This is a genomic window from Ideonella livida (assembly GCF_010499455.1).
GTDB lineage: Bacteria > Pseudomonadota > Gammaproteobacteria > Burkholderiales > Burkholderiaceae_C > Ideonella > Ideonella livida.
This window is the reverse complement of sequence record NZ_JAAGOH010000030.1, coordinates 1-12,862: the sequence shown is the minus strand read 5'-3', so window position 1 is coordinate 12,862 and position 12,862 is coordinate 1. Positions and strand designations below refer to the sequence as shown.

13 protein-coding genes are annotated in these 12,862 nt (G+C 72.3%); 7 read left to right on the top strand and 6 right to left on the bottom strand.

Annotated elements, in window-relative coordinates:
• Window positions 1–84 precede the first annotated feature (84 nt).
• Window positions 85–1,065 (top strand): GntR family transcriptional regulator, encoded by a 981-nt coding sequence (locus G3A44_RS18590; protein ID WP_163459254.1) that lies wholly within the window; start codon window positions 85–87, stop codon window positions 1,063–1,065.
• 127 nt (window positions 1,066–1,192) lie between these two features.
• A complete protein-coding gene (locus G3A44_RS18585) occupies window positions 1,193–2,659 on the top strand; it encodes an aldehyde dehydrogenase family protein (protein ID WP_239061961.1) in 1,467 nt (488 codons plus the stop codon).
• 2 nt (window positions 2,660–2,661) lie between these two features.
• Here the strand turns inward: G3A44_RS18585 and G3A44_RS18580 are convergent, their stop codons facing one another.
• On the bottom strand, window positions 2,662–3,744 hold the full coding sequence (locus tag G3A44_RS18580; RefSeq protein WP_163459253.1) for a lactonase family protein: 1,083 nt from the start codon (window positions 3,742–3,744) through the stop codon (window positions 2,662–2,664).
• A 178-nt stretch (window positions 3,745–3,922) separates the two neighbouring features.
• Here G3A44_RS18580 and G3A44_RS18575 point away from each other — a divergent pair, with 178 nt between their 5' ends.
• The 4 genes from G3A44_RS18575 to G3A44_RS18560 all read left to right on the top strand — a co-directional run bounded on the left by G3A44_RS18575 (window position 3,923) and on the right by G3A44_RS18560 (window position 8,234).
• Entirely contained in the window at window positions 3,923–4,927 is a 1,005-nt protein-coding gene (locus tag G3A44_RS18575) for a tripartite tricarboxylate transporter substrate binding protein (protein WP_310734413.1), read from the top strand.
• A gap of 106 nt (window positions 4,928–5,033) precedes the next feature.
• Entirely contained in the window at window positions 5,034–6,134 is a 1,101-nt protein-coding gene (locus tag G3A44_RS18570; protein WP_163459252.1) for a porin, read from the top strand.
• An 82-nt stretch (window positions 6,135–6,216) separates the two neighbouring features.
• Window positions 6,217–7,251 carry a Bug family tripartite tricarboxylate transporter substrate binding protein gene (locus G3A44_RS18565; protein WP_163459251.1) on the top strand — a complete coding sequence of 345 codons (1,035 nt, stop codon included), beginning with the start codon at window positions 6,217–6,219 and terminating at the stop codon, window positions 7,249–7,251.
• A gap of 68 nt (window positions 7,252–7,319) precedes the next feature.
• Window positions 7,320–8,234 (top strand): amidohydrolase family protein, encoded by a 915-nt coding sequence (locus G3A44_RS18560; protein ID WP_163459250.1) that lies wholly within the window; start codon window positions 7,320–7,322, stop codon window positions 8,232–8,234.
• 511 nt (window positions 8,235–8,745) lie between these two features.
• Here the strand turns inward: G3A44_RS18560 and G3A44_RS18555 are convergent.
• Both G3A44_RS18555 and G3A44_RS18550 read right to left on the bottom strand, forming a co-directional pair.
• Entirely contained in the window at window positions 8,746–9,105 is a 360-nt protein-coding gene (locus G3A44_RS18555) for a DMT family transporter (protein WP_239061960.1), read from the bottom strand.
• On the bottom strand, window positions 9,102–9,716 hold the full coding sequence (locus tag G3A44_RS18550; protein ID WP_163459249.1) for a TetR/AcrR family transcriptional regulator: 615 nt from the start codon (window positions 9,714–9,716) through the stop codon (window positions 9,102–9,104). Before G3A44_RS18550 ends, G3A44_RS18555 begins: the two co-directional genes overlap by 4 nt.
• A 236-nt stretch (window positions 9,717–9,952) precedes the next feature.
• Between G3A44_RS18550 and G3A44_RS18545 the strand changes: the two genes are divergently transcribed.
• A complete protein-coding gene (locus G3A44_RS18545) occupies window positions 9,953–10,984 on the top strand; it encodes an NUDIX hydrolase (RefSeq protein ID WP_163459248.1) in 1,032 nt (343 codons plus the stop codon).
• A gap of 15 nt (window positions 10,985–10,999) precedes the next feature.
• On the opposite strand, the gene G3A44_RS18540 is transcribed toward G3A44_RS18545, so the two are convergent.
• The 3 genes from G3A44_RS18540 to G3A44_RS18530 form a co-directional block, all read right to left on the bottom strand.
• The gene (locus G3A44_RS18540; RefSeq protein ID WP_163459247.1) at window positions 11,000–11,677 is read right to left on the bottom strand and encodes an arylsulfatase; all 678 of its coding nucleotides are present in this window, start codon (window positions 11,675–11,677) and stop codon (window positions 11,000–11,002) included.
• 7 nt (window positions 11,678–11,684) lie between these two features.
• Window positions 11,685–12,413, bottom strand: a complete 729-nt coding sequence (locus G3A44_RS18535) for a class II aldolase/adducin family protein (RefSeq protein ID WP_163459246.1) — start codon at window positions 12,411–12,413, stop codon at window positions 11,685–11,687.
• A partial coding sequence (locus tag G3A44_RS18530) for a nucleotide-binding domain containing protein (protein ID WP_310734412.1) occupies window positions 12,410–12,862 on the bottom strand: 453 nt, incomplete at its 5' end. The genes G3A44_RS18530 and G3A44_RS18535, both read right to left, overlap by 4 nt.

Genomic DNA, 12,862 nt, shown 5'->3' with positions numbered 1-12,862 from the left:
ACCGGGCCGACGCCACGACACGCCACACCCCGTGCCGCTTTCCCTTCGCCAGCCTCCCACCCACAGGATCCGACAATGACCGCCATGACCCGCAACATCTCCGAGTCCCTGGCCGCCAGCATCGAAGCCTGGCTGCGTGGTGAGGCCCTGGCCGCAGGCACGCCACTGCCCGAGCGCAGCATTGCCGAGCGCTTCAAGGTCTCCCGCACCCCTGTGCGAGTGGCCATGCAGCAGCTGGCGCAGCGCGGGGTGATCGTGCCCCGGCCCGAGGGCGGCTACGCCGTGGCGGCGCTGGCGCCTTTGGCAACGGCCTGGGCGGCCGAGACCCCGGCCGGGGTGGGCGGTGCGGCGCCCACCGGCCAGGCCGATGTGCAGCGCGCCCTGGCGCTGCCGGCCCTGGCCGCCGCACTGCCCCCGGCGCAGGAGGACGAGCAGCTCTACCTGCGCATTGCCGAAGACCGCCTGGCCGGCCTGCTGCCCGACCGCAGCAGCGAGAACGAGCTGATGCGTCGCTACGACGTCACCCGCCAGCGCCTGGCCGCCGTGCTGCGCCGCTGTGCGCAGGAGGGCTGGATGGAGCGCCTGCCCGGCAACGGCTGGGGCTTTCTGCCCACGCTCAGCACCGGCGCGGCCTATGACCAAGGCTACCGCCTGCGCATCCTGGTGGAGCCTGCCGCCATCCTGGAGCCCGCCTGGGTGCTGGACGAGGCCGCGCTGCGCCGCTGCCGCGCCGAGCAGCAGGCCCTGGTGGACGGCGCGGCCGCCTGGGCCTCGCCCGCCCAGCTCTTTGACGCCAACGCCCGCTTGCACGAGCTGATCGCCGCCTTCTCCGGCAATGCCTTCATGGTGGACGCGCTCAAGCGCGTGAACCAGCTGCGCCGGCTGATGGAGTACCGCAAGGCCGTGGACCCGGCCGCCACCGTGCGCCGCTGCCGCGAGCACCTCTCGCTGATCGACCTGCTGCTCTCCGGCCAGCGCGAGGCCGCCGCCGACTTCATGCGCCTGCACCTGCGCGACGCCGCCCGCGAGAAGGCCGGCGCCACCGCCCCCCCCGGCATCCGCTGAGGTCTTAAGCCGTCCAGCCTGCGGTGGACGGCCTGCCGCCACCCCCACGCCTGTTTTGCCGATCCCGGACGTCCCTTGCGGCCCCGGTTGGGCGAAGCCTTGCCCGAACGCCGCCCCAAACGTCTCCATGACCGCCCCCATGACCGCCGTCCCGACCTCCATGACCGACACCGCCCAAACCCCCGACACGCCCGACACCATCACCACCCTCAACCCCGCCACGGGTGCGGTGCTGGCCCACTACCCCAGCCAGAGCCCGGCGCAGATCGAGCAGGCCGTGGCCCTGGCCCACGCCGCCGCCCTGGCCTGGGGCCGCCAGCCTTTGGCACTGCGCCTGGCCACGCTGGAGCGCCTGGCCGCCGCCCTGCGTGCCCAGAAGGACACCTTCGCCGCCCTGGTGACGGCCGAGATGGGCAAGCCCCTGGCCGAGGCCGCCGGCGAGATGGAGAAGTCCGCCGTCACCGCCCTGTACTACGTGGCCCAGGCCCCGCGCCTGCTGGCCGACGAGCCGGTGGAGATCGCTGGCATGCAGCCGCCTGTGCAGGCCTGGGTGGCCCACGAGCCCATCGGCCTGGTGCTGGCCGTCATGCCCTGGAACTTCCCCGTCTGGCAGGTCATGCGCTTTGCCATTCCCAGCCTGGCCGCCGGCAACGGCGTGCTGCTCAAGCACTCGCCCAACGTCACCGGCTGTGCCCTGGCGCTGCAGCAGCTGTTTGTGGACGCGGGCTTTCCTGCGCACCTGGTCACCACGCTGGTGGTGGCCGAGCCCGCCGTGCCCGCCACCATCGAGCGCCTGATCGCCGATGACCGCATCGCCGCCGTCACCCTCACCGGCTCCAACCGCGTCGGTGCCGCGGTGGGCGCGGCCGCCGGCCGGGCCAGCAAGAAGTCGGTGCTGGAGCTGGGCGGCTCGGACGCCTTCATCGTGCTGGACGATGCGGATGTGCAGGCCGCTGCGGCCGCCGCCGTGAAGGCGCGCTTTCACAACGCCGGCCAGAGCTGCGTGTGCGCCAAGCGCTTCATCGTCTCGGCCGGTGTGGCCCAGGCCTTCACCGACGCCTTTGTGCGCGGCACCCAGGCCCTGGTGGTGGGCGACCCCACCGACCCGGCCACGCAGGTGGGCCCGCTGGCCCGCGCCGACCTGCGCGACGCGCTGGCGCGGCAGATCGCGCAGTCGGTGGCCGCCGGCGGGCAGTTGCTGGCCGGTGGGCAAGCGCTGCCGGGCGCGGGCTGCTACTTCGCCCCCACGGTCATTGCCGGCGCGCAGCCGGGCATGGCGGTGTTTGACGAAGAGACCTTTGGCCCGGCCGCGGCCATTGCCGTGGCGCAAGACGACGTCCATGCCCAGGCGCTGGCCAACGCCACGCCCTTTGGCCTGAGCGTGAGCGTGTGGAGCGGCAGCACTGAGCGTGCGCGCCAACTGGCCCAGGGCCTGACCACCGGCGCGGTGTTCATCAACGCCGTGACCGCCAGCGATGCCCGCCTGCCCTTTGGCGGCACCAAGAAGAGCGGCTACGGCCGCGAGCTGGCCGCCGCCGGCCTGCGCGAGTTCTGCAACACCCGCAGCTGGTGGGCGGTCGGGGCCGTGGCGTGAGCTCAGGGCGCAAACACCAGGCAGGTGGGGCTGCCGGTCTCGGTGTGCGCCTCAGGCGCGCCCAGCGTGCCAGTGGCCGGGTCCACCGGCAGGCGGGCGATGGTGTGGCTGTCTTCATTCAGGGCGAACAGCCAGCGCCCGCAGGGCGAGAGGGTGAAGGCCCGCGGCGTTCGGCCGCCGGTGGACTGGGCCTGGCGCCAGCGCAGCCGGCCGCTGGCCGGGTCCACCTCGAACACCGCGATGCTGTCGTGGCCCCGGTTGCTGGCGTAGAGCGTGCGGCCGTTGGCGTCCAGCGCGATGGCGGCGGCGCGGCTGTCGCCCAGAAAGTCGTCGGGCAGGGTGGTGTGCCACTGAAAGGGGCGCAGCAGACCGGCCGCGCCCTCACGCCGGCAGGCGGTGACGGTGGAATCCAGCTCGTTGACCACATAGCTCCAGGGCTGCTGCGGGTGGTGGACCAGGTGGCGCGGGCCGGCGCCGGCGCGCAGCCCCGTCTGGTCCAGCAGGCGGGGCAGCAGGGCGCCCTGGCGCATGCGCAGGCAGAGCACGCGGTCGGTGCCTTTGTCGGGCACCAGCAGGCTCTCGCCCCCGGGGGTGAAGGCCACGAAGTGCGGCTTGGGCTGCGTCTGCTCCGCGCGGTGCGGGCCCACCGGGCCCTGCACCGGCTGCAGCTGGGCCAGGGGGGCCAGTCGCCCGTCGGCGTCCAGCGGCAGCACCGCCAGGCTGGCGCCCAGGTGGTTGACCACCACCAGCACCCCCTCGTCGGGCGAGAGCGCCAGGTGTACCGGGTTGCGGCCTTGTGTGTCCTGTTGGTTGAGAAAGTGCAATTCACCCGTTATCCGATCCACCGCAAAGGCGCTGACTTCCTGCTGGTCGCCGTGCACCGCGTACAGCCGGGTGCCGGCGCGGTTGAGCACCAGGTAAGACGGGTTGACCAGGCCGCGCAGCTGCTGCACCGGCCGCAGGGTGCCTTGTTCGTCCAGGGCGAAGACCGAAAGGCCTTCACCTCGGGCGTTGCGTTCTCGGGTGGTGCGGCAGCCCACGTAGGCGTAGCGGCGGTGGGGGTGGGGCGGAGGGGGTGGGGGCATGGTCAGGCGGGCAGGGAGGCGGAAAGGGGGCGGTCCGGGTGGGGGGCGCAGACACCGGCGACGGTCTGGTGGAGAGGTCTTGTTGTTCTGCGTCATGCCGCAGTGCAAACCCCTATAAATGTATCAAACAATGCCTTAATACAATATTGGCTCTTGTGAGACCTCATTGGAGACGGCCGTGACCCGACACTTCTTCCCCTCCCTGCGGCGCCGCGCCCTGGCGGGACTGGCCCTGGGCCTGCTGGCCACCGCGCCGGCCACTTGGGCGGCCGATGCCGCTGCCGCCTACCCGTCCAAGCCCGTCACCCTGGTCGTGGCCTTTGCCCCTGGCGGCCCCAACGACGTGATGGCCCGCCTCCTGGCCGCCAAGCTCAGCACCCAGCTGGGCCAGCAGGTGCTGGTGGAGAACCGGCCCGGGGCGGGTGGCACCATCGGCACGGCTGCGGTGGCCAAGGCAGCGGCCGATGGCCACACCCTGCTGTTCAACAGCGCGCCCTTTGTCACCGCCCCCGCGCTGTATGGCAGCAAGCTGAGCTTTGACACGCTCAAGGACTTTGCCGGCATCACCAAGGTGGCCGAGAGCCCTATCGTGGCCATGGTGCCGGCCGGCGGGGCGCACAAGTCGCTGCCGGCCTTGCTGGCCGCCGCCAAGGCCCAGCCCAACCGCATCAACTTCGGCAGCGGCGGGGCGGCCAGCACCTCGCACCTGGCCAGCGCCCTGCTGGAGGTTCAGGCCGGCGTGCAGATGCAGCATGTGCCCTACAAGGGGGGCGGCCAGGCCATCACCGCGCTGATGGGCGGCGAGATCGACCTGCTGGTCGACAGCATCGCCGCCGGCGGCCCCTTCCTGCAGAGCGGCCGGGTCAAGGCCCTGGCCGTCAGCGGTGCCAAGCGCCTGGCCCGCCTGCCGGACGTGCCCACCTTTGCCGAGGCTGGCCTGCCCGACTACCAGCTGGTGCACTGGGTGGGCCTCTCGGCCCCGGCCAAGACGCCCGCGCCCATCCTGGACAAGCTGCACCGCGAGGTGCTGCGCGCCCTGGCCGCCGACGACGTCAAGGCCCGTCTGGCCGAGATCGGCGCTGAGCCCGCGCCGCAGCCACGCGCGCAGTTCGACCAGTTCCTGCACGCCGAGGTGGCCCGCTGGGGCCAGCTCATCCGCAAGGCCCAGATCCAGCCGGACTGATCCATCGCGTTTTCTTCCGGGGCCTCCAGGGGCTTCTTTGCGGGGTCCGGCGAGTCAGGGCCGGACCCCCTTTTTTCTCGCTCACACCACCACAGGAGACATCTTCATGACCTTCCAGACCGCCGCCCACAGCTCCACTGAAATGATGGGTATGTCGGGCCTGCGGGTGGCTTGCCGCCAGGCCACCGCCCTGGCCCTGATGGCCGCCGCCCCGCTGGCCGCCCAGGCCCAGGCCGGCGCCGCTGCCGGCACCACCGTCTACGGCCTGTTGGACCTCACCGTGCGCCACGCCTCCAACGTCCGCGCCGACGGCTCTGCCCAGAACTCGCTGACCGACGGCGCCTACACCTCCTCTCGCTTTGGCCTGCGCCGCACCCAAGACCTGGGCGATGGCCTGAGTGCCGCCTTCTTGCTGGAGGCCGGCTACGACCCCTCGACCGGCGTGTCGCAGCAGTCCACCGCCAGCGGCAACAACGGCAACGCCGCCGCCCCTTCGGGCCGCCTGTTTGGCCGCGAGGTGTCCTTGAGCCTGTCGCACACCGCCGCCGGCACCCTCAGCCTGGGCCGCCAGTACACCGTGGCCCACACCCTGTCGGGCCGTTTCCAGGCCCAGGGCAACGCCAACGCCGACGCCCTGTCGGTCTACTCCGGCCACCACGTCGCGCGCCAAGACAATATGCTGCGCTATGGCAACACCTTCGGCCCGGTGGAGGTGCTGGCCGCCGCCAGCCTGGACGAGCAGGCCGGCAAGGGCCGCGGCCTGGGCCTGGCCTACAAGGCCAGCGCCTTTGAAGTGCTGGCCTACCGCCAGGACATCACCAGCGCCGACGGCGCCACCACCCGCGAGATCACCGGCGCCGGCGGCAACGCCAGCTTCGGCCCGGCCAAGGTCTTCCTGGGCTGGATGAAGCGCCATGACGACGCCTCCACCGCCAGCGACCACAAGGTGCGCAGCCTGGGCCTGAACTGGCGCCTGAGCCCGGCCACCACCGTCACCACCGCCCTCATCAAGGACACCCAGAGCGGCGCCAAGGCAGGCACCCGCACGTCCACCACCCTGGGCCTGATCCACCAGCTGCACCGCACCACCGATGTGTACATGCTGCTGGACCGCAACACCCTGACCGGCACCACCAGCCAGCCTGACTTCATGGGCACCCGGGAGGCCGCCGCCGGCTCCAGCCTGGGCGTGCGCCACCGCTTCTGAGCGCCGCCCCTGTCCGTGACCTGACTGCGCCGGCTGGCCCGGCGCGCCCTCTCGGCCTTTGCGGCCCTCCAGGAGATTCCCGATGACCCGCACCTCTACCGCCCACCCGGTGTCCGCACGCCGCCGCCAAGCCCTGGCGGCCACCGTTGCCGCCGGCGCCTGGCTGCTGGCCCCTGCAGCCCAGGCGCAAGCCCCAGCCGCCGGTGCCGACTGGCCCAGCAAGACCATCACCCTCATCGTGCCCTACGCGGCCGGTGGCAGTTCTGACACCCGCGCCCGGCAACTGGCCGACAAGCTCAGCAACATCCTGGGCAAGACGGTGATCGTGGACAACAAGCCCGGCGGCAACGGCAACATCGGCACCGACTTCATCGCCCGGGCCACGCCCGATGGCCACACCCTCGGCATCGGCAACCTGGCGCCGCTGGCGGTCAACAAGTCCCTGTTCCCCCGGATCCCCTTCGATCCGCAGAAGGACCTGATCCCGGTGGCGTTGATTGAGCGCGGCCCGCTGGTGCTGGTGGTGAGTGCCGATCGCTCGCCCCACAAGAGCCTCAAGGAGCTGCTGGCCGCCGCCAAGGCCGCGCCCGGCAAGATGAGCTATGCCTCGGCCGGCTCGGGCGGCTCCTTCCACCTGGCGGGCGAGAGCCTGCAGGTGCTCACCGGCATCGACACCATCCACATCCCCTACCGGGGCGGCGGCCCGGCCATCAACGACCTGCTGGGCGGCACCGTGGACTACATGTTCGAGATGGTGCCCTCGTCCCTGGGCTACCTGAAATCGCAGCCGGCCAAGATGCGCGCCCTGGCCGTGGCGCACGACAAGCGCGTGCCCTCGCTGCCCGACGTGCCCACCTTCGCCGAGCTGGGTGTGAACGACATGGTCATCTCCAACTGGTTTGGCGTGGTGGCGCCCAAGGGCACGCCGCCGGCCGTGGTGGCCAAGCTCAACCAGGCCATCAACCAGGCCCTCAAGGAGCCCGACCTGGCCAAGCGCATCACCGAGCCCGGCAACGTGGTGGGTGGCGGCACGCCGGAGGACTTTGCCCGCCTGATCCAGAGCGAAACCCAGCGCTGGGGCCAGCTCATCAAGGCGCGCAACATCACGCCGGATTGAGCCCCGGGGCCGGGTGCCTTTCCCACCGCCCGGCCCAAGCCCGCGACCCCTTGACGCCACGCCCCGCCATGTCCGCACTGCCCACGCCTGTCCCGCCGCTCACCCTGCCTGCCCTGGCCACCGACACCCATGTGCACATCTTCGACCCCGAGGCCGTGCCCTATGACCCCCAGCGCCGCTACACCCCGGCGGCCGCCCCGGTGCCGGCGCTGCAGGTCCACCTGCAGCGGCTGGGGCTGGGGCGTGTGGTGCTGGTGCAGCCCAGCGTGTACGGCGCAGACAACCGCGCCCTGCTGCGGGCCATCCAGGCGCTGGGCCCGGAACGCGCCCGGGGCGTGGTGGTGCTGGACCTGGCAGGCGGCGCCCCCACGGCCCAGGCGCTCGGGACGATGGGGTCGCAAGGCGTGCGTGGCCTGCGCCTGAACTTCGAGGTGGCCCACCAGCGCGAGCCGGCGCGGGTGCTGGCTGCGCTGGACCAGGCCCGCCAGGCCCTGCAGGGCAGCGGCTGGCACCTGCAGGTGCATGGCGCGGCCAGCTTACTGCCGCTGCTGGCCCAGGCCCAGCCCACCCTGGGCCTGCCCTTGGTGCTGGACCACCTGGGCGGCCTGCTGCGTCAGCCCGGCGCGGCACATTCGCCGGACTGGGCTGGGCAGTGGGAGGCGCTGCGCCGCCTGCTCGACAGCGGCGCCGTGTGGGTCAAGCTCTCGGCCTTTTACCGCTGCGCTGACGGCGGCCCCGGCCATCCGGCGCTGGCGCCCTGGGTGCAAGCCCTGCTGGCCGGCTGGCCCGAGCGCCTGGTGTGGGGCTCGGACTGGCCGCACACCAGCGGCGGCGCCCAGCGCGACGCCCGTGACCCCCTGGCGATCGAACCCTTCCAAACACCGGACCTGGCCGCCACCCTGGCCACGCTGCAGGCCTGGTGCCCGCCCGGCGCCTGGCAGCGCCTGATGGTGGACAACCCGGCGCAGCTTTACCGGTTCTGAAGGGGCGTCGCGGGGTGAGGTCAGTCGCGCCGTAACATGAGCGCCGAAGGGGTGGGCGTGGAGCTCTCCCATCTGTGCCCGCTTTTGCGCCCTGCGCGCGCGCAGGCACGACCGGCCGATGCGCGCCGCGCGCCGTGCCGCCACCCGCGATGCCTTTCCCTCCCATGCTCACGATCCGCACCGTCTTTGATGCCCGCCCCCAGCGGACCAAGTTCAACCAACTGACGGCGCTGCTGGTGGCCACATGGCACCGCCATGCCCGGGCTCACCGCATGGAGGTGCTGGCGGTGGGCGAGGTGCCCGTCGGCTTGAAGTCATTTCTGGACGAACTGGGCGTGCACGTCGTTCTGGTGGCCCCCAGTCCCAACGATGCCTTCTCCAAAAACAGCAACAAGATGACGGCGTGCTATCCCTGCGCAAGCGGCAACCGCATGCTGCTGGTGGACAACGACACCTGCATCACCGGCCACCTGAACCCTCAACCTCGGACCGGCAGCTCACCCGCCGCCCGTCAATGCGCCAGCTTCAGCGCCACCACCCCAGCCACGATCAGCCCCACGCCCAGCGCCCGCAGCGGCGTCAGCGCGTCACCAAACACCAGCACGCCCACCACGAAGGTGCCGGCCGCGCCAATGCCCGTCCACACCGCGTAGGCGGTGCCCAGCGGGATGTGCTGCTGCGCCTTCCACAGCAGCCAGCCGCTCACGCCCAGGCAGGCCAGGGCCAGCGCGGTGCCGGGCCAGCGCCCGGCGGGGGTTTGCGCCAGCTTCAGGCCCACCGGCCAGCCGATCTCGGCCACGCCCGCCAGGGCCAGGAACAGCCAGCTCAGGCCCGTGGCGCTCCAGGTGCCGATCCAGGCGCTCCCGCTCATGCGGCCGCCTGCGGGGTGTTGTCCGTGGGGCCGGTGTCTCCGGCGTCGATGGCCGGGCTGGCGCCTGCCGGCCGGGCGCAACGTTCAAGGTCCGCAAACAGGTCTTGCCACTGGGAGTCGTCAAACCGCGCCAAGCCCAGGTAACGCAGCAAAAACGCGCCTTCGGTCGCCAGAAAGGCCAGGCGGGCGCGGCGGCCGTCGTCGGTGCCCAGGTCCAGGGGCAGCAGTTGCTCGGCGTACCAGGTGCGCAGCCACTCGGTCTGCGCGGGCGACTGCAGCACGGCGGCCAGCAGGCTGGCGGCGCGGGCGTTGAGCGCGGTTTCGGTGGCCGTGACCCGCACATGCTGCTGCACCGGCGTCAGCGGTGCGGCTCCTGGCTCCGCTGGCATCGCTGCCCTGGCTTTGGCGGCCTCCCAGGCCCCGGCCCAGCGCTGCAGCAGCGCCGTGACCAATTGGTCCTTGGTGCCAAAGCAGGACTGCACCCCGCCCTTGGTGATGCCGGCGGCGCGGGCCACCGCGTCAATGGTCAGTTGGCCGGCACCGTGCTGCACGACGATGGCTTCGGCCACGTCCAGCACCTGCTGGCGGTCAATGCGCGGAAGGCGAGGCATGGGCTTATGGAATACGGTTGTATTGAATACATCCGTATTTTATGGGGCGAGGGGCATACCTGAGCAAGCCCCGGGGCCGGTGCAGGGCCTTGCCGGGGCCGTGGTGCGGGCGCCACAAGCACCGCAGCGTCCATTCCCTGGCTCATACCCTGGGCCAGCTGGTGGTGCCCAATGCCGATATCGGCACCGCCCCACGCGGTCGCCGAACATCCAACAGCTCAGGAAGGACGCGCCTCATGTGGTTGATCACCCCCATCGGTTTCTTCAGCATTGTGCGAAAGCCGGGCGATGCGGCACACAACACCCTGACCGTGCGCGCCCGGGTGCGCGCGGACCTGGAATCACTGCGCGCCCTGCACCTGCCCGAGCTGGGCGAGATTTCAGAGAGCAGCCACAACGACTACCGCTTCCGCGCCCAGGCGCCGCGTCCGGCGGTGGAACAGGCCATGGTGAAGCTGGTGCAGACGCTGACCTACGGCAACTTCAAGTCCGCGGTGGCCAAGGTGCAAGGGTACGGCCGCGCCGGGCTGTACCACGAGGTGTGGGACGTGCTGCACCAGTTGCAAACCCAGCCCGCAAAGTTCGCGGGCCAGCCGGCGGTGCCCCTCAAGGTCGCGCCAGCCGGCCCGGTGCTGCACCCGCGCCCCGATGAACACGGCCAGCCGCTGGTGCTGAAACACCCCAGCCAGGCCACACCGCTGGCCACCTGGGGCGATCCCGCCGCGCGGGCCTGTGTGCTGCCCGACGGCCCGCTGCCGCCCACGCTGAACGGCCTGGCCCTGGCCGCCTGGGCGGCGCCGCAACACACCGCCGGCTGGGAGGCACTGGCCCAGGCGCATGCCATTGCCGAGCCCCCGTTCCAGCCCCCGGCGGGTTACAAGCGGGCCGCCGGCGTGGTGGTGCGCGAGCCGGATGGGCGCTTCTGGGTGGTGGCCCCCAGCAACCAGTTCGCCGGCTACAGCGCCACCTTCCCCAAGGGGCGGGTGGAGGCCGGACGCAGCCTGCAGGCCACGGCGCTGGTGGAGGCCTTTGAGGAGTCTGGCCTGCAGGTGCGCCTGCGGGCCCACCTGATCGACCTGAAGCGCTCGCAAAGCTACACCCGCTACTACTTGGCCGAGCGGGTGGGCGGCCTCCCGGCGGACATGGGTTGGGAAACCCAGGCGGTGATGTTGGTGCCCCAGGCGCAACTGCCGCAGGTGCTCACCCACCCCAACGACCAGCCTTTGCTGGCGGCCTTGGCGCAGCACTGGCCCCTGCCCCAGGCCTGAGGGCGCGCTGCCCCTTCAACCCCCCAGCCGCGCCCGCAGCGCCTGCACCGCCGCCTGCGGCGCGGCCAGGACCGGCACCGGCAGCAGCGCCTGCAGCCGGGTTTGCAGGCCGGCGTTGGAGAAGTGGGCCAGCAGCACGGCGTCAAACCCAGCCAGTTGCGGCAGTACGGCCAGGTGGCGTTGGTCGTGCTCGTCCCAGCGGCCGGCTTGGGCGGCGGCCAGGGCCTCGGGCAGGCAGAGGGTGTGCAGGTGCAGGCCGGTGCGGCCCTGGGCGGCGCACAAGGCGTGAAATTCTGCTTCCATGGAGGCCACGGCGCTGGGGAAGGTGGCCAACATCACCAAGCGGCCGCCGGCGGGCGGTGCGGCGGCCAGGGCCGCCTCGAACATGGCCGCGTTGGGCTTGAGCACCGGGGCGGCGTGGGCAGCGGCAGCGGCCTCAATGGCCGGGCCAAAGGCCGAGCAGGTGAACAGCACGCCGTGGCTGCCGTTGGCCAGGGCGTGCGCGGTGAGCCGGTGGATGCGGGCGTGCAGGGCGGGCGTGAGCTGGCCGGCGGCGGCCAGGGCGGGGCTCAGGCCGGCGTCCAGCAGGTGCTCGGCTTGGGCTTGGGGCCAGAGCTGGGCCAGGGCGGCCTCGATGGGCGGCATGGCCACCTGCACGGCGTGGATCAGGGTGATGCGCGGGGCGTTGGACATGGTGTCCTCAGTCGGCCGGGGTGGTGGCGTCGCACAGGTCCAGCGCGCCCGGGTCGCCGCTGCCGGGCCACCAGTGCGCGCCAAAGGCCTGGCGCAGTTCGTCCAGCGCGGCGGCGTCCAGCCCGGTGCCGGCGCGGCCGCCCAGCAGCCAGAGCTGGGCGGTTTCCTCCAGTTCGTCCAGCCGGGCCATGGCGGCAGCGGGGGTGTCGGCCCACACATTGGGGCCCAGGCGGTCCAGCATCACGGCTTGCAGGGTCACGCCCTGCGCGGCGGCGCGGGTGATGGCCTGGGCCACCAGATCGCCCACACGCGGGTCGCCGGGGCGGTGGTAGGGGATGAGCGGCACCGGGCCGACCTTCATCACCGAGTACGGCGTGAGCGGCGGCAGGATGGCGGCCGGGCGCCACACGCCCTGCAGCGTCAGCGCCACCAGGTGGGTGGAGTGGGTGTGCAGCACGCAGCCGGCCTGCGGCGCGGCGGCGTAAATGCGGCGGTGCAGCACCAGGGTTTTGCTGGCGCGGTCGCCGCTGAGCTGAACGCCGTCGGGCCCCACCTTGGCCAGGCGGGCGGGGTCCAGGCTGCCCAGGCAGGCGTCGGTGGGGGTGATGAGGTAGCCGTCGGGCAGGCGAACACTGAGGTTGCCGGCGGTGGCGTGCACCAGCCGGCGCTGGAACAGGCTGGCGCCCACGGCGCACACCTGCTCGCGCAGGGCGTTCTCGGTGGCGTGGGTTGTCATGCGGCCATGCCCGATGCCAGGTTTGCCAGCGCCGCGTCGGCCTCTGCCGCCCGCACAAAGGCGCGGGTGAAGAAGTCTTCACCCCCAAAGTTGCCGGACTTGAGCGCGATGCGCAGGCCCGCGCCACCGGCCACCGGGCTGTGGGCATGGCACCAGGGCACGCCGGGGTCGATCTGCGCGCCGATGCGCAGCTGGCTCACCTGCAGCGCCTGCACGCAGGCGCCGGAGGTTTCACCGCCGGCCACCACCAGTTGCCGCACGCCGCGTGCCACCAGGCCGGCGGCCACGGCGGCCAGCGTGGCCTCCACCTGGGCGCCGGCCTCGTGCACGCCCAGGCGGGCCTGGGCGGTTTGCACGGCCTGCGGTGCGGCGGTGGCATAGACCAGCGGCGTGGCGCCGGCGGCCAGCACCGGCTCGGCCCAGGCCAGGGCGGCGGCGGCCAGCTCGGC